The organism is Glutamicibacter sp. Je.9.36 (genome assembly GCF_051129975.1).
Lineage (GTDB): Bacteria > Actinomycetota > Actinomycetes > Actinomycetales > Micrococcaceae > Glutamicibacter.
On sequence record NZ_JBCPSN010000001.1, the window covers coordinates 218,708 to 237,135 of the forward strand.

The following is an 18,428-nucleotide window of genomic DNA, read 5'->3' on the forward strand; positions in this document are numbered from 1 at the left end:
CATGGGCACGATTGCTTGGGCCGGGCGCAAGATCGGCGGCGCGCTGGTGGTGCTGTGGCTGGTGGCCACCGCCATCTTCATCGCCATCCGGCTGATCCCCGGCGACCCGGCCGAAGCAATCATGGGCGGCCCCGGTTCCCAGGCCTCGGCCGAAGCGCTGGCCGCGGCCCGCGCCGAGTACGGACTGGACCTGCCGCTCATCTCCCAGTACCTGATGTACCTGGGCAAGCTGGCCACCTTGGACTTCGGCACCTCCTATTCGCTCAAGCAGCCGGTCGCCGGCATCATGGGCGATCTCCTGCCCAATACCCTCTGGCTTGCGCTGCTGGCCCTGGCGGCCGCCTGGGTGCTGGCCATGGGCTTCGCGGCATCGGCCATGCGGGCCAACCGCTTTGGCGCATGGCTGGGAAATATCGTGGAGATCATTGCCGCCGCCGTGCCGCACTTCTGGCTCGGCGCGGTGCTGATCATGCTCTTCTCCTCGATGCTCGGCTGGCTGCCGGCCGTGGATAACGGCACCGCCCAGGGTTTGGTACTTCCCGTGCTGACCTTGGCATTGCCGCTGGCCGGGTTCCTCACACAGCTGATGCGCGATTCGCTGAGTGCAGCCCTGGGCAGCCAGTTCGCGCTGGCCGCGCGTGCCCGTGGCGAAAGCCGGCTGGCGGTCTTCTGGCGCCATGGCTTGCGCCATGCCGCCTTGCCTGCCCTGGGCCTGACCGGCTGGGCTTTCTCCTCGCTGCTTTCCGGCGCGGTGGTGGTCGAGGCGATCTTCGCCCGTCCGGGTCTGGGGCGCTCGCTGCTTTCTGCGGTGCTGGCCCGCGACATCCCGATGGTCACCGGCATCGCGCTCTTCTCCGCACTGGTCTACATCGTGGTCATGGCGATCACCGAAGGCATCGAGCGAGCCATCAATCCGGCAGGGGCGAGCTCATGAGCCGCACCGCAAGAATCTTCGCCGCCGCATTCGTCGCCCTGTGGGTGCTCATCGCGCTGGCTCCCTCGGTGCTGGCCCCGGGCGACCCATTGGCCATCAACCCGGCCGAGGCATTCAGCAAACCCGGGGCCGCGCATTTCTTCGGCACCGACGAATCGGGCCGCGACATCTATACCCGTGTCATCCATGGTGCCCGCGACTCGCTGGCTATCGGCCTGGCGGCCACGGGATTGGGCATGGGATTGGCCATCGTCTTGGGCACAGTTGCGGCATTGTCCCCGCGCTGGCTCGACGAGATCATCCTGCGCGTGCTCGAAGCGCTCTACGCGATTCCATCCTTGCTCATGGCACTGCTGATCATTGCCTTCACCGGCCCCGGTGTCGGTCCGGCCATCGTCGCGGTGGGCCTGTCCACCGCACCGGGATATGCCCGGCTGGTGCGCAGCCAGATCCGCACGCTGAAGAGTTCGGAAATGCTGGAGGCAGCCACCGTGCTGGGCCGCGGCTCGTGGCTGTTGGTCCGCAACCATTTGGTTCCCAACGCCCTCAAGCCCCTGCTGGCTCTGGTGACCTTGGGGATCGGCCAAGCCGTGATCTGGGCTGCTGCCCTGTCCTTCCTGGGCTTGGGCACTCCCCCGCCAGCTCCCGAATGGGGTGCCATGCTTTCGGCCGGGCGCACCTACCTGCACTTCGCGTGGTGGATGAGCTTGTTCCCCGGCTTGGCGATAGTTGTCGTGGCCGCAGGCGCCACGCTGATTGGCCGCGCGCTGGGCGGAAGGGCAAGGACAGCATGAACGAGCAAGCACTGATTACGGTCAAGGACCTTTCGGTCCGTTTCGGTTCCGCCGTGGCGGTGAAGAACATTTCCTTCACCGTAAAGGCCGGACGTTGCCTCGCATTGGTCGGCGAATCAGGGTCGGGCAAATCCGTGACTGCCCGCAGCCTGCTGGGACTGTCCGGAGGCATCGCGAAAGCCGACGAGCTGACTGTCTGCGGGCAGGACGCCTTGGAGCTTTCCGACCGCGGCTGGCAGCAGATCCGCGGGAATTCGGTGTCCATGATCTTGCAGGATGCGCTGATGGCGCTCGATCCGCTGCGCCCGGTGGGCCGGGAAATCGGTGATGCGCTCAAGGCGCACGGCAAGATGTCCAAATCCGAGCGCCAGCAGCGAGTGCTCCAGGTGCTGGAATCCGTGCGCATGCCCGAGCCCGGGCGCCGTGCCAAGCAGCGTTCCACCGAGCTCTCTGGCGGCATGCGCCAGCGTGCCCTGATTGCCCAGGCCCTGGCCGGCAACCCGCAGGTAGTCATCGCCGATGAGGCAACCACCGCCTTGGACTCGGCGCTGACAGCACTGGTCCTTTCGCAGCTGCGCGAGCTCAAGGAGCAGGGCCGCGGCGTGCTGATGATCAGCCACGATCTGGCCCAGGTAGCGCATTTGGCCGACGACATTGCGGTGATGCGCAACGGTGCAATCGTTGAGGCCGGCAGCACCGGGCAGATCCTGGGCGACCCGCAGCACGAGTACACCCGCCAATTGCTGCGGGCCGTGCCTTCGGGGATACCGCGCTTCGCCCCGTTGTCGGCAGCCAGCAAGCCGTTGACGGCACCACCGCCAGAAGCACCCGCCACTACTGCCCCCGCGTTATCAGTCACGCAGCTGTCCAAAACGTTCGGCAAGCACCAGGCCGTGGATGCGATCAGTTTCGAACTGCCCCGGGGCAAGACCCTGGGCGTTGTCGGCGAATCCGGGTCCGGGAAGACCACCACCGCGCGCATGGTGCTGGGCTTGCAGAAGCCTGATGCAGGCAACGTCAAGCTGCTCGGCGAGCACTTTGCCCCGGCCCTCGAATCCCAGCGCCGAAAGCTGCGCGAACAAATGGGTGCGATCTACCAGAACCCGTTGGGGTCTTTCGATCCGCGCTATTCGGTGGGGCAGCTGCTGGCCGATGCGCTGAGCCGCGGCAAGTCCAAGCGCGCAGCCGAGTACCGCAAGCCGGCGGCTGAACTGCTCGAACAAGTCGAGCTGTCCACCGAATTGCTGGGCCGCAACCCGCGCGAGCTTTCCGGCGGGCAGCGCCAGCGCCTGGCGATTGCACGCGCGCTAGCGCCCAAGCCGCAGGTGCTGGTCCTTGACGAGCCGGTCTCGGCCTTGGATGTATCAATCCAAGCCACGGTGCTGGACCTGCTGGATCGGATCCAGCTGGACACCGGAACCAGCTACCTGTTCATCAGCCATGACCTGTCGGTGATCGAGCACATGAGCGACTCCGTTGCGGTGATGCATGAAGGCAAAATCATCGAGCAGGGCTCTACTGACCAAGTCTTCGGCGCCCCGCAGCATGACTACACGAAACTGCTGCTCTCGGCGATGCCGCGGTTGCGCTAGACCAGATCGACCATCTGGTCCTTGACCTGCTTGCGCAGGATCTTGCCCAGCAGCGAGCGCGGCATCTCATCGATCTGCACAATGCGCTTAGGCACCTTGTAGGCGGCCAGCAGCTCGCGGCAGTGGGCGCGCAGCGCGTCCTCGTTCAGCCCGCACCCCTCTTCGAGCTGCACCGCGGCAACTACCATTTCGCCGCCGCGGGCCAACGGCTTTCCGAAGACCGCGGCATCGGCCACGTCAGCGTGCTGGCGCAGGGCGATCTCGACCTCGGTCGGTGAAACGTTGAAGCCGCCGGTGATGATCAGCTCCTTGGCGCGGTCCACCACCTGGGCGAAGCCGTCCTCGTCAACGGTGACCACATCGCCCGAACGCAGCCAGCCGTCCCCGGTCTTGGCCTTGGCCGTTTCCTCCGGGTTGTTCCAGTAGCCCTGGAACACCTGCGGGCCCTTGATCAGCAATTCGCCCGGTTCTCCCTGGGCCACTTCCCGGCTCGGGTCCTCCACGTCGACGACCTTCATCAGTGTCGAGGGGAAGGGCACGCCGATGGTGCCGGTGCGGCGGCTGGGGTGGAACGGGTTGCCCAAGGCCACCGGCGAGGACTCGGTCATGCCGTAGCCTTCTACCAGCAGGCCGCCGGACATCGATTCCCACAGCTCCACCACATGGTCGGGCAGGTTCATCGCCCCGGAGATGCAGTACTTGGCGCTCTTCAGCGAGACACCGCGCTCCTTGGCCGCCAGGGCGGTGCGCTCGTAGATCGGCGGCACCGCGCAGTACACGGTGGCCGGGGACTTCTTCCAGGCATCCAGGATCATCTGCGGATCGAACTTCGGGAAGAGCACCAGCAGGCCCTGCTTCTTCACGCCGAAGGTCAGGTACAGGGTCATGCCGAAGGCATGGAACATCGGCAGGATCGCGTAGAGGATTTCCTCGCGCTCCTGCGCCCCGAGCATCCAGGCCTCGCCCTGCAAGGCGTTGGAATAGAGGTTGAAGTGGGTGAGCATGGCGCCCTTGGGATGGCCGGTGGTCCCCGAGGTGTACTGGATGACCGCCAGGTCATCGACATCCGGATGCGGGTGGTTCGCATCCAATTGCGCACCGGAGAGCAGGTCCTTCCATGCCACGGTGCCCGAGGTGCGGGCCGTGAGCGACGCCTTGGTCTCGCGCAGCTTCTTGACCGGCAGGTTCAGCGCCAGGCGCTTGACCGCGGGGAAGGCTTCGAGCAGGTTGACCGAGACGATCGAGTCCAGCTGCACGTCCTTGGGGAATTCCTGGACGTTGGCCACGACCTTGTCCCAGGCAATCGCGATGCGCGCCTGGTGGTCCTCGAACTGGTGGCGCAGTTCCCGCGAAGTGTACAGCGGGTTGTGCTCCACCACGACGGCGCCAAGGCGCAGGATCGCGTAGAAGGCGATCACGTGCTGCGGGCAGTTGGGCAGGATCAGCGCAACGCGGTCGCCGGCGCGCACGCCGAGCTTGCGCAGGCCCTCGGCGGCCTTGGCTACCTGCGCGCCCAGATCGGCGTAGCTGGTGCGGCGGCCGAAGAACTCGGTCGCAGGGTTCTGGCCGGCTTCACGCACGGAGCGCTCGAACATGCGGCTGAGCGGTTCGGTGGGCAGCTCGATTTCGGCCGGGACTCCCGGCTGGTAATTTGCCACCCATGCGGGCGCAGCACTATTTTCCATACCTCCAATCATGCCCTGTAACGAAGCGCGGCGCGATTCCAGGGCTTCCCAGGCGCAAACGACGCGCTGCAGGTGGCGGATCCGCCCGCTGGCAGAAATACCCCGGCACCGCACAGCTGGGATTTTCCTGCGAACACCCGGAGCAGGGCAGCGATCGGCGATAGCGTGTGCGTGATTGCACGGCTACGCAACTACCGGGAGGCGTCCATGGCAGCACGCCGAAGCAAACGGCTTCCCATCACGCGCCGGCGCGCGGGAACCGGCTTCTTCTATCTGGAAGGGGCACGCACGGTGAAGGACCAGCACCTGCTGGATCGGATCAGGCAATTGTCGATCCCGCCGGCATGGAAACAGGTCCAGATCGCGGCCAGTGCGCGGGCCAAGGTCCAAGCTCGCGGAATCGATGCGGCAGGGCGCACCCAAATGATCTACCACCCTGATTTCCGCGAGCGGCAGGATGCCGCCAAATTCGACCGGTTGCCGGCGTTCGGCCGCGCACTGCCCAATCTCCGCCGCCAGCTGCTGCGGGATCTGCGCCGGGGAAGAAACGACAAGGACAGGGTCACTGCGGCCGTGGTCCTGCTGCTGGATCTGCACCTGCTGCGCATCGGCACGCACGCCTACTCGCGTTCCAACCAATCCTTCGGGGCCGCTTCGCTGCGAGCCAAGCATCTGGAGGTCCAAGGGCATTGCGCCACCCTCGAGTTTCCCGGCAAGAGCGGCCAGCAGCAGCATGTGAAAATCAGGAGCCGGCGACTGGCACGAGTGCTGATCCAATTGCGCGATCAGCCGGGCTACGAGCTTTTCCGCTACCTGGATGACGATGGGCACTCGCACCTGCTCCAGCCTGCGCAAATCAACCGGTACCTCGAGGAGCACCTGGGTAGCGGATTCACCGCCAAGGACTTCAGGACCTGGGGCGGCAGCTTAGCGGCTTTCAGGGCACTGATCGAGGCTCCCGCCTCGGCTATGGCTGCCGATGATGCCAGGAATCTGCGCAAGCTGGCCATCGAGCAGGCCGCCGGAAAACTGGGCAATACTCCCGAAATCGCGGCCGGCTCCTATATCGATCCCCGTGTGCTGGAGCTGGCGGACGATCCGGAAAAATTGGCGGCGCTGCGCCGTTCCAAACGGCAGCTGGGGACCAAGAACCATTTGGATCCGGCTTCGCGCTGCCTGCTGCGGTTCCTTGAAAGGGCCAGCTAGGTTCAGAATCTAGAAGTTCAGTCCGCGGGCCGCTACATCCCATACCTCGCTGGTGCCGTCCTCATGCACTGCCAGCACGTTGTCGACCAGGTTCACCGCGACGCAGACATGGTTCGGGATGACGTGGAGCTGCTCGCCGTGGGCTGGCAGGTCCAAGTGCTCGGGCCACAGCACGGTGGCGTGATGCTCCGATAGTGCGCTGATGCGGGCTTCAGGGCACTGGGCGATGCGCCCGTATCCGGTGGCCCAGGCCGGGCGGTCGCTTCCGAGCACCTTGCTGCCGGCGTCCAGCACGATGCGCCGGGGAATCTGCCTATCGCCTTCATGGCGGCTGATCACGGTGGACGCGACGGTCAGGGAAATATCCTCCCAGCGCACGCGCCCCAGCTCGAACTGCTGCGCATCGCCGAAGACGTACACCCCTGGACGCACCTCGGTCAGCACCGAGTTGTCGCTCAGTTCGGCGGTCGGGGTGGAGCCCCCGCTGATGCGTTTGATGGCATGCCCGGCCTCGCGCAGCAGGCACGCCGCTTCGGCCAGGGCCTTGTGCTCATCGTTGAGTGCCGCGTCGATGCCGTCCGGCGAGTAGCTGTGGCCGGGGAAGGTGAAGATCCCATGCACGCGCATGCCTGCCGCACGGGCGGCATCGGCTATTTCCACCGCGCCTTGCGGGCTGGTGCCGCTTCGGTGATGGCCGCTGTCGATCTCGATGACGAGCTTGATCTTGGAGGCCTTCTCCCCCAGCATCCTGGCCATCTGCTGCACGGCCTGGACAGAGTCCGTGCCGATGCTCAGCTTGGCACGGCGCATCAGCTCCAGGATGCGTGCCGCCTGGGATTCATTGACCCACAGAGGGTAGGCGATGAAGATCTTCGCGACCCCGTGCAGCGCAAACGCGAGGGCTTCGCCGACAGTTGCCACGGTGAGTCCGGCGGCACCGGCGTCCATCTGGCGTTCGGCGATTTCATGCATCTTATGCGTCTTGGCATGCGGGCGCAGTTTCAGGCCCTGGCTCGCCACCCGGTGGGCCACCCGGTCAATGTTCTGCTGGAGCTTCGCTACGTCAACGATGACCTGCGGGGTGTTGATTCCGGCCGGGATAGTGCCCAAATTTTCCGTCCTTCTGCACTTGGCTGCGTCACGGAGAATCCTGGAAATAGGCATTCCCGCCGATCTGAAAGATTACCGCAGGAAGCTTTGTACAGGGGAAGGAAAAACTAGCGTGGCAGCGTGCTTGACCGGGCCGACAGCTTGGTGGACAACTCATGCGCGTGGTGCAGCAGCAGGTTGCCCAGCTCTTCGCGGCGGTCCGCTTCAAAGCGCGTTTGGATCCCGGTCAGGCTCAGTGCCCAGGCAGGCTGTCCCGAGTTGTCGAAAACCGCAGCACCCATGCCCCAGCTGCCCTCGACGATCAAGCCGGGGTTGACCGAATAGCCCAGCTGGCGGGTTTCGGCGACCTTTTTGCGCAGCTCTTCGCGCGAATGCGCCGGCCCATATCCTGGCTCTAGATCGGCATCGCGCAGGTAGCGCTCAATGCCCTGTTCAGGCAGGAAAGCAAGGATCGCGATTCCGGCCGAAGCGACTCCCAGCGGGAAGCGCCGTCCTTCATACAGCACGAACGAGCGGATGGGAAAGGCTCCATCCTGGCGCAGCAAGCACACGGTTTCGTCGCCTCGCCGCGCCGAGAGGAACGCACTTTCCCCGGTCGCCTCGGCCAGCGCGGCGACATGCTCGCGGGCCAGTTCGCTGATGTCGTAGCGCTCGGCTGCCACCGCGCCCATGAGGTAGAGCTCGGGGCCAAGCAGCCAGCGGCCGGTGCGATGATCGTGGTCGCAGAATCCTTCGGTGGCCAACGCGCTGAGCAGCCGATGCACGGTGGGCCGGGCCAAACCGGTGCTCCGGGCAGTTTGCGTCGTGGTGATGCCCTCGGGCATTGCTGTGCTCACGGTGCGAAGCACGGCAGCCAGCCGCCCTACGACTTGGGTTCCAGCCGGGGAATTGCTCATGACCACATTATGGACGATCGGTTACGGGCCGGATAATTCCCGCTTCATACTTTGTCGCCGTACCCCTGTTGCTATCGAGCTGGTCGGCGGATAATTCAGCACATGGAAAATACATGGCAAATCGTCATCGACTGCGCCTGCCCGCAAGCAATGGTCCGGTTCTGGGCCGAAGCCTTGCGCTACGTTCCCGAGCCCGCCCCGGACGGGCATCCCACGTGGCGCGCCTACTGGCAGTCCATGGGCGTGCCGGATGATGAATTGCCGCCCGGAACCGGTGATGAACCGGAGTCGCTGGTCGATCCGCAAGGTGGTGGGCCAAGGATTTGGTTCCAGCAGGTACCGGAGGCCAAGAGCATCAAGAATCGCCTGCATCTGGACTTGCTGGTCAGCGGCGGCCGCGGCGTTCGCTTCGAGGAACGCAGGCAAATCATCACCGACGAGGCAGAGCGCCTGGTGGCACTGGGGGCCAAAGTCCGCACCGTTCACGACATGCCGGAGATGGGCCATTTCGCTATCTGCATGCTCGATATCGAAGGTAACGAGTTCGACATCGTCTAGCCCTCTCAGATGTGTCCATAATATGGACCCCTTGGCCATTCCTCCTCACCATCCGACCAGTTACCCGGCAATGCACCGGGTCTATTGCATGCTCACCTGCGACTACGTACGTTAGAGGATAAGCAGATCCGCGCTCCACATAGTGGACACATGGAGGAATCGATGACAACGAAGTTTCGGGATGACGCAGCCGCCGCCTTGGCTGCCGTCGTCAAGGATGGCATGACCATCGCAGTGGGCGGTTTCGGCCTCTCCGGCATCCCCAACCGCCTGATCACCGCACTGCGGGATTCGAAGGCAACCAACCTGACCATCGTGTCAAACAACATGGGCGTAGACGGCAAAGGGCTGGGCATCCTGCTGGAAAATAAGCAGGTCTCCAAGGTCCTGGCCTCCTACGTCGGGGAGAACAAGCTGTTCGCACAGCAGTTCCTCGATGGGGACCTGGAAGTTGAATTCTGCCCGCAGGGGACCTTGGCCGAGCGCTTGCGCGCCGGCGGGGTGGGCATTCCCGCCTTCTTCACCCCCACCGGCGTGGGAACTCCGATCGCCGAAGGCAAGGAAGTCATGGAATTCAACGGCAAGCCAGCGATCCTCGAGCGTGGAATCTTTGCCGATATCGCACTGGTCAAGGCGCACCAGGCCGACGCCGAAGGCAACCTGCGCTACCGGATGACCTCGAAGAACTTCAACCCGCTGGCCGCCATGTCCGGCCGCCATACCTTCGCCGAAGCCGAGGAAATTGCCGAGGGCTACCTGGATCCGTCGCTGGTGGAGACCCCCGGCATCTTTGTGCAGACCCTGGTGCAGGCCGATGCGGTCAAGGACATTGAACAGCGCACCGTGCGCAGCCGACAGGAGGCCTGAGCATGTGGACTCGCGATGAAATGGCGGCCATTGCCGCTAGCGAATTAACCGATGGCCAGTATGTGAATCTCGGTATTGGAATCCCCACGATGGTGGCCAACAACCTGCCGGAAGGCGTTTCGGTCAAGCTGCAAAGCGAAAACGGCCTGCTGGGCATGGGTCCCTTCCCCTATGAAGGTGAAGAAGATGCGGATCTGATCAATGCAGGCAAGCAGACCGTGACCATCCTGCCCGGCGGCAGCTTCTTCGATTCGGCGACCTCCTTCGGCATGATCCGCGGCGGCCACGTCCAGACCGCGATCCTCGGCGCCCTGCAAGTGGCTGCCAATGGCGATCTGGCCAATTGGACCATCCCGGGCAAGCTGGTCAAGGGCATGGGCGGCGCCATGGACCTGGTCGCCGGCACCCCGCGCGTGATCGTTCTGACCGATCACGTGGCCAAGGACGGGACATCCAAGATTGTGGAGAAATGCGACCTGCCGCTCACCGGAGTCGGCGTGGTCAACCGCATCATCACCGACCGAGCAGTGTTTGATATAGAAAACTCGACCTTGACCCTGCGTGCAGTAGCCCCGGGTGAAAGCGTGGAAACCATCAAGGACATCACGGCAGCAGAATTTGCCGTGGATATTGTGGAGGATCTGAAAGCATGACCGCAAAAATTGTGGGCTACGCCCGTACCCCATTCGTGAAATTCAACGGCGCCTTCGCCGCTGTTCCAGCCACCGAGCTCGGCGCCCATGCCGGCAAGGCCGCGCTGGAACGTGCCGGAGTTGATCCCAGCGAAGTCCAGCAAGTCATCGCCGGCCAGGTGCTGCAAGGTGGCGCCGGCCAGAACCCGGCCCGTCAATCCGCTGTGGGTGCCGGTATTGCGCTGGACGTTCCGGCCATCGCCGTGAATGCCGTATGCCTCTCAGGTGCCGAGGCCGTTGTGGCAGGGGCCCGCCTGATCAATAGCGGCGAGGCAGACGTTGTCCTGGCTATCGGCCAGGAATCCATGTCGCTGGCTCCGCACGTGCAGCGCGCCCGTGCCGGAACCAAATACGGTGCCATTGAACTGATTGACACCCTGGAATACGACGGCCTGACCGATGCTGCCGAGAAGCGTTCGATGGGCGCTTCCACCGAGGAGCACAATGCCAAGTTGTCGATGACCCGCGAGGCCCAGGATACGGTCTCGGCCGCATCCCACCAGCGCGCTGCCGCGGCCCGAGATTTCGCAGCCGGCGAGATTGCGCCATTTACCATTTCCAGCCGTCGCGGCGACACCACGATCAGCGAAGATGATGGCATCCGCGAAGCAACCACCGTGGAATCCTTGGGCAAGCTGCGTCCGGCCTTTGCCAAGGAAGGCACCATTACCGCAGGCAACTCCTCGCAGATCACTGACGGCGCAGCAGCCGTGGTGTTGGCCAGCGATGCGGCCATTGAGCGCCTGGGCCTGGAGCCGCTGGCTGAAATTCTCTCGCACGCTTTCGTTGCCGGCCCGGACCGCACCCTGCACGAGCAGCCATCCAATGCCATCAGCGCAGCCCTGGAGAAGGCCGGCGCCAAAGCCCAGGATCTGAAGGCCGTCGAAATCAATGAGGCGTTCGCCGCTGTTTCGGTGCAGTCCACCAAGGCACTGGGTCTCGATGCCTCCATCGTGAATCCGCATGGTGGCGCGATTGCCCTGGGCCACCCGATCGGCGCTTCCGGTGCACGCATCATTGGCACGTTGGCCCGCCAGCTCCACGAGATGCCGGCCGGCTCGCTGGGCGCCATCGGCATCTGCGGTGGCGGCGGCCAGGGCACCGCAATGGTGCTGCGTTCGCTGTAGCCGCTGTCCGATTAGCCAGTGCGGTTGGGTCTGTCGGGATCCAACCGCACCGGCTTTTCCTTTTACCGGTGAAGTGAAAGGCGGAACTCGCTCCTTAACCCGCCGCATGTTTCTTAACTGGACTTTGTTCTTCCACTTACTTGTTATGTAATTGGAAGGTCATATTCCAATTGTTCGACTTTAAGTTTCCAAGAACGCCCGGATGTGACGCCATCATCGCACCATGTGAGGACTCACCTTGGAAAATACGCAATTGCCTGATGATCCGAAGGTGCCACCGGCACCTTCGGATCCATTGCCAGCGCCGGCGGCACCGGCGAACCCGTTCCAGAATGCCGGGCAGAACCGGCAGGTCAGGAAATTCACCAACGCGGTCCTGGAACTGAAGTCCCGTGCCAGCCTGCAGCTTCTTGGATTCCAAGCCGGCGCCATTGCGGCCATTGGCATCGTCCTGGCTCTTTGCTACCTGATCCCCCTGGCCTCGATGGCCAAGGAGATCGGTGGCGGCAGCTCCGCTGAATTCAACGTGGCGTCCCAGCTCAATTCCTTCAAGGCCTTCATCATGGTCTTCGGTGCCGTCCTGGGCGGCGGGCTGAAGATCACCGGATCCGGAGGCGGATTCGGCATGTTCGGCGAGCTCAGCCTCGCATTCGCCCTCGTTTCGGTCACCTCCATCGTGGCAATCTGCGCCGCGAACTACCTGATCGTGCGCAAGCTGCGTCGTGGCGCACGCAACGGCGGTTGGAAGAGCGCTGCATTGGCCTCCGGACTGCACGCGCTGGTCCTGGCATTGGTCTTCCTGGTCATTGCGCTCTTCGGGAAGCTCAGCATCCAGGGTGGCGAATTCTTCTCCGCCGCGGTGTCCCCGCGATATGCAGGTGTCTTCTTCACGATTGCCTTGGCCGTTTTCTTCTCGCAGTTCCTTGCCACCGCACCCCAGCGCGCCAACGCCGGATCCCCATTGCTTACCGGCGTCCGCGAGGCCGTGGCCCTGGCCGTTTCGACCTTGGCGGCTTTCGCCTTGGTCGGCATCATTGCCGCATTCACCCAGCGTCCAGATGACATGCCCTGGAGCTTGGGCCTGATCCTGCTCCCGCTGCTGGGAACCATCGGTTCATATGTGGCAGCGTTGGGCTTCCTCGGGGCGCTGGCTCCGAATGTCTCCGGCATGGCCAGCTTCCTGGGCGAATACACCGCCGATGCCATGCCCGAATCCGTCCTGCGCATCTGGGATATCGCCGACGGCAAGGGTGCTTGGCTCCTGGTCCTGAGCGCCCTCCTCGTACTCCTGGCGGCTATCCGTATTGGCGTGCACCGTGGTCGGCTGGCCACTGGTTTCAACCTGCAGCGCGCTTGGCAGCTGCCAGTAGCGGCTTTGGTCCTGTGGATGATTCTTGCCGGGCTGACCAACATCTCCCTGGGTGGCGCCATCACCGCCAACGAGATGGGCAACATGAGCGGCAGCATGTCCTATGGCATCACCTGGTACTCGGTGATCTTCTTGGCACTCGGGGCCGCAGTTGTCTCGCTGCTGGCAGAAGTCCTGCCCCTGCAGGTCTATCGCTTCGCCCCATCCCTGCTGGCAGTGATTGCCGGCAAGGACGCCGCAGCGCGATGGATTTCCGGCCAGGCACCCGCCGTTGTTCCGGCTTCGCCGGTTGCAGCCGCACCCAGCCAGGCTGCTCCAGTTGCCGCCGCAGCCCAATCCACCCCTGCCGTGTCCGCCAACGGCCAGCCGATGGCTGGTGAACCGGCTCCGGCGCTGGCCCCGGCCTCGGAAGAATCCAAGAAGAAGGCCAAGGCCGTTGGCTTCTCGATTCTCGCGCTGGCAGTCATTGCCGGTCTGGGCTTCGGTGCCATCGCCTACCTGAACGGGCAGCGCAAGCCCGAAGCTGAAGTTGAGAAATACCTCGCGCTGCTTGCCGAGGGCCAGGCCGGCAAGGCGACCGAGATGGTCGACCCGGGGATCGACAACGCCTCGCGCGTCCTGCTCAGCGACGATGTCCTGGGCAACGCCAAGCAGCGCTTGGAACTCGTTGATGTCATCGAGGAATCCAAGGGCAAGGACTCGGCCCGTGTGCGAGCGATCTACTCCATCAACGGCGAGCGCCACGAACGCTCCTTCAATGTCGACGCGGGCGACAAGGACTTCGGCCTGCTCGATACCTGGGTGCTCAATGAAGCATTGATTGTTCCGGTGGAGATCACCTCCGATAAGAGCTCGGAAGTCACTGTCGGCAAGGCCAAGGTCAAGCTGCTTGAAAGCGAGGACTACTACGGCGAGGGACGTTCCTTCACCGGCAGCTTCTACGCCTACCCGGGCATCTATGATGTCTCAGCGCCTGGCAATGAATACCTGACGAGCGAAGCGCAGGAATTGCGCGTCAAGCATCCTGATTCGCAGCCGGCACAGGCGGCGCTGGTTACGACCACCACCGAGAAGCTCGACGAGCTGGTTCTGGATGAGGTCAAGAAGTTCGCTACTGCCTGCGTGACCGTTCCAACCAACCTCGATGACGGTTGCCCGAGCACCTTGCAGTCCAAGGACATCGCATCGTTCTCTGTGAAGTCGCATGCTGAAAGCGTGGCCATCGAGGAATCGGGCAGTTTCTCAAGCTCCGAGATCGTCTTCAAGTACAAGCTCAATGACACGGAGTTCATTGATTACGACGAAGAAGAGCTCACCCGCAGCTTCACGGGCAGCGTGGATTGGTACGGCGAGAAGCCCCAGGTCACCGTCGAAGGCGCATCCTGGTGGTAAGCCGCTGCTTCAGCTGTTGCTAGCCCGCCGCTGACTAGAACGCAAAGCCGCGTGCCGGCCATGATCCATGGCCGGCACGCGGCTTTGCTCTTTGCTTCCTAATGCCACAGCGGTTCGCGCGAGACGTGGTTGACCAGTAGCTGCGCATCCAGCTCGACATAGGTTCCATTGGCCATGCGCGGATTGCTTTCGCCGGTGAGCGCGGCGATTACCGAGCAGATCAAGGCGCTGTGGCTCACGACCATCACGTTCTGCCCGGGATGCTGATGGCAGATCTTGAACAATGCGTTCACTGCACGCCCCACCAGATGCTCTTCGGTTTCTCCGGTGCCAACCAGCAGTTGGCGCTGTTCGTCGGCGCCATCGGCCACCAGGGTGCCTTCGAGATCGCCGAAGTCCTGCTCCATCAGTTCCTGGTTTTCGTGCAGGGCACGGATGCCCAGGCTATTGGCGAGGATCTGCGCTGTTTGACGGGCACGGAACAACGGGGAGGAATACACTGCGCCCCAAGTGCCTTCGGGTGCCAGCTCGGTGGCCAGCTGCTGGGCTTGGCGGATGCCGGTATCGTTCAGTGGCAGGTCGCTGCGTCCATGCAGGCGTCCTGCCTTGTTCCATTCGGTCTGTCCGTGGCGGATCAGGATCAGTTTCTTTGCGCTCATCGTCTTCTTCTTTCTGGCATGCACCGAAGCAACAGGTGCCCGGTGCGAAGTAGTGTTCTGGAGTCAGTTGCCGGTCTGCGAACTCTTGACCGGCGCTGGCAGCGGGGTGCTCGCGTGCAGCGCGGCGTACTGGCCGCTGGATGCAGCGAACGCGTCGACCGATTTCGCCCCGACCTTGATGACATTGAATCCCGCTGCGGGCTCGTCAACGATCTGCGTCGGGGCAAATGGATTCATGTTGTAGGACACTGCAGGAGCCATGAACACCGGGGTGCTCAACAGCTGGCTGGTGGACGCCTGATGGTAGTGGCCGCAAAGGATTGCACGGATATCGCTTCCGGCGGCGATGGCCGCCAGCTCCATCGGGTTCTCCAGCCCGCGGCCGGCGCGGGCTTCATTGGCGGCTTCCACCGGAGGATGGTGCAGCAGAAGCAGGGATCCGCGCGGCGCCGGAACCGCCAGCAGCGAGGCAAGCCAATCGAGCTGCCGCTGTTCCAAGCGTCCCCGGGCCAACTGGAATCCCCCGCTGTCCAAGCCGATAATCCGAAGCCCCAGGACCTCGTGCACCGTGTCGGCTGGATGCGGACCGGTGGACAGACGCCTGGTGTTGAAGGATTCTCCAATCGCGCCCAACGGATCATGGTTGCCCGGAACGGTGATGACCGGGCAATCCAGTTCGCGCTGGGCCTGGTTGAAGATCCCTGCGGCCCGCTCATGGATGTCCGAACCGCGGTCTGCGATATCGCCGGTCACCACAATGGCATCCGGATCCAGGCACGCGGCTGCTTCCAGCGCCTGTTCTGTTCGTTGCCACGAATCAATGGATCCGTGAAGCAACTGCCCTTCGGGACGCAGGTGGGTGTCGCTCAATTGGATTATCGTCAGAGGTTCCATTTTTTCCTCCTTCACGGCTGCTGCATTTCATCCCATTGAACGCCGGGGTTCTGGCCAGCAGGTGAACAGGGCGTCGACGCCATATGAAGTCCTGAAGAATCGGGGTTTTGCCGATAATCGGACAAATGGGCCATGGAAGGCAGGTAAAACTGGCTGACACATGCTTTCTGGCGCATATGAACGGCGAGTAGCATCCAAAACGACTAATCTTAGAAGAGAAGATTTGAATCCACCGAGGAGCTATATCCATGACCGGCAGCAAAGTCGTCGCCTTTGGCCACTTCCAGCCAGAGCGCATCGTCCCTAACACCGAGCTGGAAAAGTTGGTGGAAACCAGTGATGAATGGATCACCCGACGTGTCGGCATCGAAGAACGCCGCTGGGGAACCGGTGTTGAAACCGTAGACTCCATGGCCATCAAGGCCGCAGAGATGGCGCTGGGCAACGCAGCTGGCATCAAGGCAGCCGATATCGACATGATCATCGTCGCCACCTGCACCGCTACGGACCGTTCGCCGAACATGGCCGCACGCGTAGCTAACGCCCTGGGCATGGACCAAGGGCCGGCAGCGGTGGACGTGAACGTGGCTTGCGCAGGCTTTGCCCACGCAGTTGGCCTGGCCCAGGGCGCCATTGCCGCTGGCTCGGCGACGAATGCCTTGGTTATCGGCTCGGAGATGCTCACCGACTACACCGACTTCACCGATCGCACCACCTGCGTGCTGACCGCGGACGGCGCTGGCGCTTTCGTGATCACCGCATCGGAAGACAACGGCATCTCGCCGGTGGTCTGGGGTTCGGTTCCATCCCTGTCCGATGCAGTGCGCATCGAAGAGGAAAACAACATGAAGTTCGCGCAGAACGGCCAGAGCGTTTACCGCTGGACCGTCACGCAGCTGCCGAAGATCGCTTCGAAAATCATCGACCGTGCCGGCATGAAGCCTGAGGCGCTGGATGCCATTGTCCTGCACCAGGCCAACCTGCGCATCATCGAGCCATTGGCAGAGAAGATCGGCGCACCGAACGCGCGCGTGGCCACCGATGTGGTGTACTCGGGCAACACTTCGGCCGCTTCGGTTCCGCTGGCCCTTTCCAAGTTGATGGCTTCGGATGAGCCATTGCCTTCGGGTTCCAAGGCGTTGCTCTTCGCCTTCGGTGGCGGCCTGGCTTACGCCGGCCAGATCATCACGATCCCTTAAGTATTTTCGCCATGAGTGGGCGCTACGGCATTTTGCCGTGGCGCCCACTAGTGCTTTAACGGCGCCTTCCGCATCAGCCTAAAAAGCTGCTCCGAACCCCTTGCAACAACGCGTTAGTGACTGCTAACGTATTTTTCATGCTTGATCTACTGGAAGTCGCTTCCGAGCCAACGCGCAGGCGCTTGATTCAGTTGCTGGGTTCCGGGGAACGCACGGTGACGGAACTGGCCGCGAACTTCGCCGTCAGCCGCTCCGCCATCTCGCAACACCTGCTGCTGTTGATTGACGTAGGACTGCTGCAAGCCCGCAAGGATGGCCGCAGCCGCTACTACTCGCTGGACCCTGCAGGCATCACGAAGCTCAAGGCCCTCCTTGACTCGTTCTGGAATACCGAACTCGACCTGCTCGTTGCCGAGGCCGCCGAATTGGCGTCGTTCAATGGGCCACCGCACCAGCCACCAGGAGAAAAGCCATGAGCTTTGAACGAACAGTCATCCTCCCCGTTGACGCCGACACCGCCTTTGCACTGGTCACCAACCCGGAACGCCTTCGCCGCTGGCAAACCGTTGCCAACCGCGTTGACCTGCAGACCGGCGGCAGCTACCGCTTCACCATGGGTCCGGGCCACCAGGCCTCGGGCACTTTCACCGAAATCGAGCCCGGCAAGCGCCTGGTCTTCACCATGGGATGGGAAGGTTCGGATGCCGTTCCGCCCGGCGATTCGACGGTTTTCATCACCCTGGAACCGCTGGATCAGGGCACGGCCCTGACCTTGCGCCATGAGGGGCTGGACGCCGAGCAGTCCTCGGGCCACGCCGAGGGATGGAACCACTTCCTGGATCGGCTGAAGGAGTTTGCCGAAACCGGCGAAGCAGCCATCGACGAGTGGAACGCCGTGCCCGAGCCGCAGAATCCGATCGTTTCCGCCGAGGGCTCCGTGGCAGCCCTGCAGTTCATCCTGAACAACATCTGCGCAGCGGACCTGGCCAAAGCCACTCCCTGCTCCGAGTTCTCCGTGAGCGAGCTGCTGGATCACCTTGCGGGTTCGGTCTCGATGATCGGCGGTGCTCTGGGCGCTGCGGTATCCGATGACCCGGCCCTGGCGCCGGAAGCACGCATCGCCAACCTGGTGCAGCCGACCCTGGAGGCTTTTGCCGCTCGCGGCGTTGCCGGCGAGATTGATCTCGGATTCGCTGTCATGCCGGCTTCAGTGGTTGCCGGGATCCTGAATCTGGAACTGATGGTTCACGGGTGGGACTTCGCCCAGGCGACCGGCCAGGAGTTCGCGATCCATCCTGGCCACGCGGAATACGTACTGGGCTTGGCACGCAAGACTGTGGGACCGGCTCAGCGCACCTCCGGTTCCTTCGCGGAAGAAACCATGGTCGCCGAATCCGCCAGCAGCCTGGATCGCCTGATTGCGTTCACCGGCCGCGTTCCCGCAGGAGCCTGAG

At 63.3% G+C, this 18,428-nt stretch carries 17 protein-coding genes; 12 read left to right on the forward strand and 5 right to left on the reverse strand.

The features are described 5' to 3' along the window. Position 1: 1 nt before the first annotated feature. Genes AAZQ98_RS01025 through AAZQ98_RS01035 form a run of 3 tightly spaced genes read left to right on the forward strand, consistent with a single transcriptional unit; the run spans position 2 to position 3,320 of the window. Entirely contained in the window at positions 2–934 is a 933-nt protein-coding gene (locus tag AAZQ98_RS01025) for an ABC transporter permease (protein ID WP_402741611.1), read from the forward strand. After that, a complete protein-coding gene (locus AAZQ98_RS01030; protein ID WP_402741610.1) occupies positions 931–1,728 on the forward strand; it encodes an ABC transporter permease in 798 nt (265 codons plus the stop codon). The genes AAZQ98_RS01025 and AAZQ98_RS01030 overlap by 4 nt, the downstream gene beginning before the upstream one ends. Next, the gene (locus AAZQ98_RS01035; RefSeq protein ID WP_402741609.1) at positions 1,725–3,320 is read left to right on the forward strand and encodes a dipeptide ABC transporter ATP-binding protein; all 1,596 of its coding nucleotides are present in this window, start codon (positions 1,725–1,727) and stop codon (positions 3,318–3,320) included. Before AAZQ98_RS01030 ends, AAZQ98_RS01035 begins: the two co-directional genes overlap by 4 nt. On the opposite strand, the gene AAZQ98_RS01040 is transcribed toward AAZQ98_RS01035, so the two are convergent. Then, complete coding sequence (locus AAZQ98_RS01040; protein WP_133834068.1) at positions 3,317–5,005, reverse strand: long-chain-fatty-acid--CoA ligase; 1,689 nt, start codon at positions 5,003–5,005, stop codon at positions 3,317–3,319. The genes AAZQ98_RS01035 and AAZQ98_RS01040 overlap by 4 nt on opposite strands. Before the next feature lie 207 nt (positions 5,006–5,212). On the opposite strand from AAZQ98_RS01040, the gene AAZQ98_RS01045 reads away from it, so the two are divergent. Beyond that, positions 5,213–6,211 carry a DNA topoisomerase IB gene (locus AAZQ98_RS01045; RefSeq protein ID WP_133834069.1) on the forward strand — a complete coding sequence of 333 codons (999 nt, stop codon included), beginning with the start codon at positions 5,213–5,215 and terminating at the stop codon, positions 6,209–6,211. A gap of 9 nt (positions 6,212–6,220) precedes the next feature. Here AAZQ98_RS01045 and AAZQ98_RS01050 read toward each other — a convergent pair whose 3' ends face one another. Together AAZQ98_RS01050 and AAZQ98_RS01055 are read right to left on the reverse strand one after the other, a co-directional pair. Continuing rightward, entirely contained in the window at positions 6,221–7,321 is a 1,101-nt protein-coding gene (locus AAZQ98_RS01050) for an alanine racemase (RefSeq protein ID WP_133834070.1), read from the reverse strand. 107 nt (positions 7,322–7,428) lie between these two features. Continuing rightward, a complete protein-coding gene (locus AAZQ98_RS01055; protein ID WP_332502957.1) occupies positions 7,429–8,217 on the reverse strand; it encodes an IclR family transcriptional regulator in 789 nt (262 codons plus the stop codon). Positions 8,218–8,319: 102 nt separating this feature from the next. On the opposite strand from AAZQ98_RS01055, the gene AAZQ98_RS01060 reads away from it, so the two are divergent. The 5 genes from AAZQ98_RS01060 (at position 8,320) to AAZQ98_RS01080 (ending at position 14,222) form a co-directional block, all read left to right on the forward strand. Beyond that, a complete protein-coding gene (locus tag AAZQ98_RS01060; RefSeq protein WP_434689207.1) occupies positions 8,320–8,775 on the forward strand; it encodes a VOC family protein in 456 nt (151 codons plus the stop codon). A gap of 162 nt (positions 8,776–8,937) precedes the next feature. Next, entirely contained in the window at positions 8,938–9,642 is a 705-nt protein-coding gene (locus AAZQ98_RS01065) for a CoA transferase subunit A (protein WP_133834073.1), read from the forward strand. A gap of 2 nt (positions 9,643–9,644) precedes the next feature. Next, positions 9,645–10,295, forward strand: coding sequence for a 3-oxoacid CoA-transferase subunit B (locus AAZQ98_RS01070; RefSeq protein WP_133834074.1), 651 nt, complete (start codon positions 9,645–9,647; stop codon positions 10,293–10,295). Next, on the forward strand, positions 10,292–11,461 hold the full coding sequence (locus AAZQ98_RS01075; protein WP_332498838.1) for an acetyl-CoA C-acyltransferase: 1,170 nt from the start codon (positions 10,292–10,294) through the stop codon (positions 11,459–11,461). Before AAZQ98_RS01070 ends, AAZQ98_RS01075 begins: the two co-directional genes overlap by 4 nt. Before the next feature lie 238 nt (positions 11,462–11,699). Then, positions 11,700–14,222 carry a hypothetical protein gene (locus AAZQ98_RS01080; RefSeq protein WP_400341283.1) on the forward strand — a complete coding sequence of 841 codons (2,523 nt, stop codon included), beginning with the start codon at positions 11,700–11,702 and terminating at the stop codon, positions 14,220–14,222. Positions 14,223–14,320: 98 nt separating this feature from the next. On the opposite strand, the gene AAZQ98_RS01085 is transcribed toward AAZQ98_RS01080, so the two are convergent. Together AAZQ98_RS01085 and AAZQ98_RS01090 are read right to left on the reverse strand one after the other, a co-directional pair. Further along, complete coding sequence (locus tag AAZQ98_RS01085; RefSeq protein WP_434689209.1) at positions 14,321–14,881, reverse strand: histidine phosphatase family protein; 561 nt, start codon at positions 14,879–14,881, stop codon at positions 14,321–14,323. Between the two features lie 63 nt (positions 14,882–14,944). Then, positions 14,945–15,775, reverse strand: a complete 831-nt coding sequence (locus AAZQ98_RS01090; RefSeq protein WP_332498835.1) for a metallophosphoesterase family protein — start codon at positions 15,773–15,775, stop codon at positions 14,945–14,947. Positions 15,776–16,023: 248 nt separating this feature from the next. On the opposite strand from AAZQ98_RS01090, the gene AAZQ98_RS01095 reads away from it, so the two are divergent. The 3 genes from AAZQ98_RS01095 to AAZQ98_RS01105 all read left to right on the forward strand — a co-directional run bounded on the left by AAZQ98_RS01095 (position 16,024) and on the right by AAZQ98_RS01105 (position 18,427). Further along, positions 16,024–16,974 (forward strand): beta-ketoacyl-ACP synthase III, encoded by a 951-nt coding sequence (locus AAZQ98_RS01095; protein ID WP_332498834.1) that lies wholly within the window; start codon positions 16,024–16,026, stop codon positions 16,972–16,974. A 137-nt stretch (positions 16,975–17,111) separates the two neighbouring features. Next, positions 17,112–17,450, forward strand: a complete 339-nt coding sequence (locus AAZQ98_RS01100; RefSeq protein ID WP_105656228.1) for an ArsR/SmtB family transcription factor — start codon at positions 17,112–17,114, stop codon at positions 17,448–17,450. Beyond that, on the forward strand, positions 17,447–18,427 hold the full coding sequence (locus AAZQ98_RS01105) for a TIGR03086 family metal-binding protein (RefSeq protein ID WP_105656227.1): 981 nt from the start codon (positions 17,447–17,449) through the stop codon (positions 18,425–18,427). Before AAZQ98_RS01100 ends, AAZQ98_RS01105 begins: the two co-directional genes overlap by 4 nt. Position 18,428: the final 1 nt, after the last annotated feature.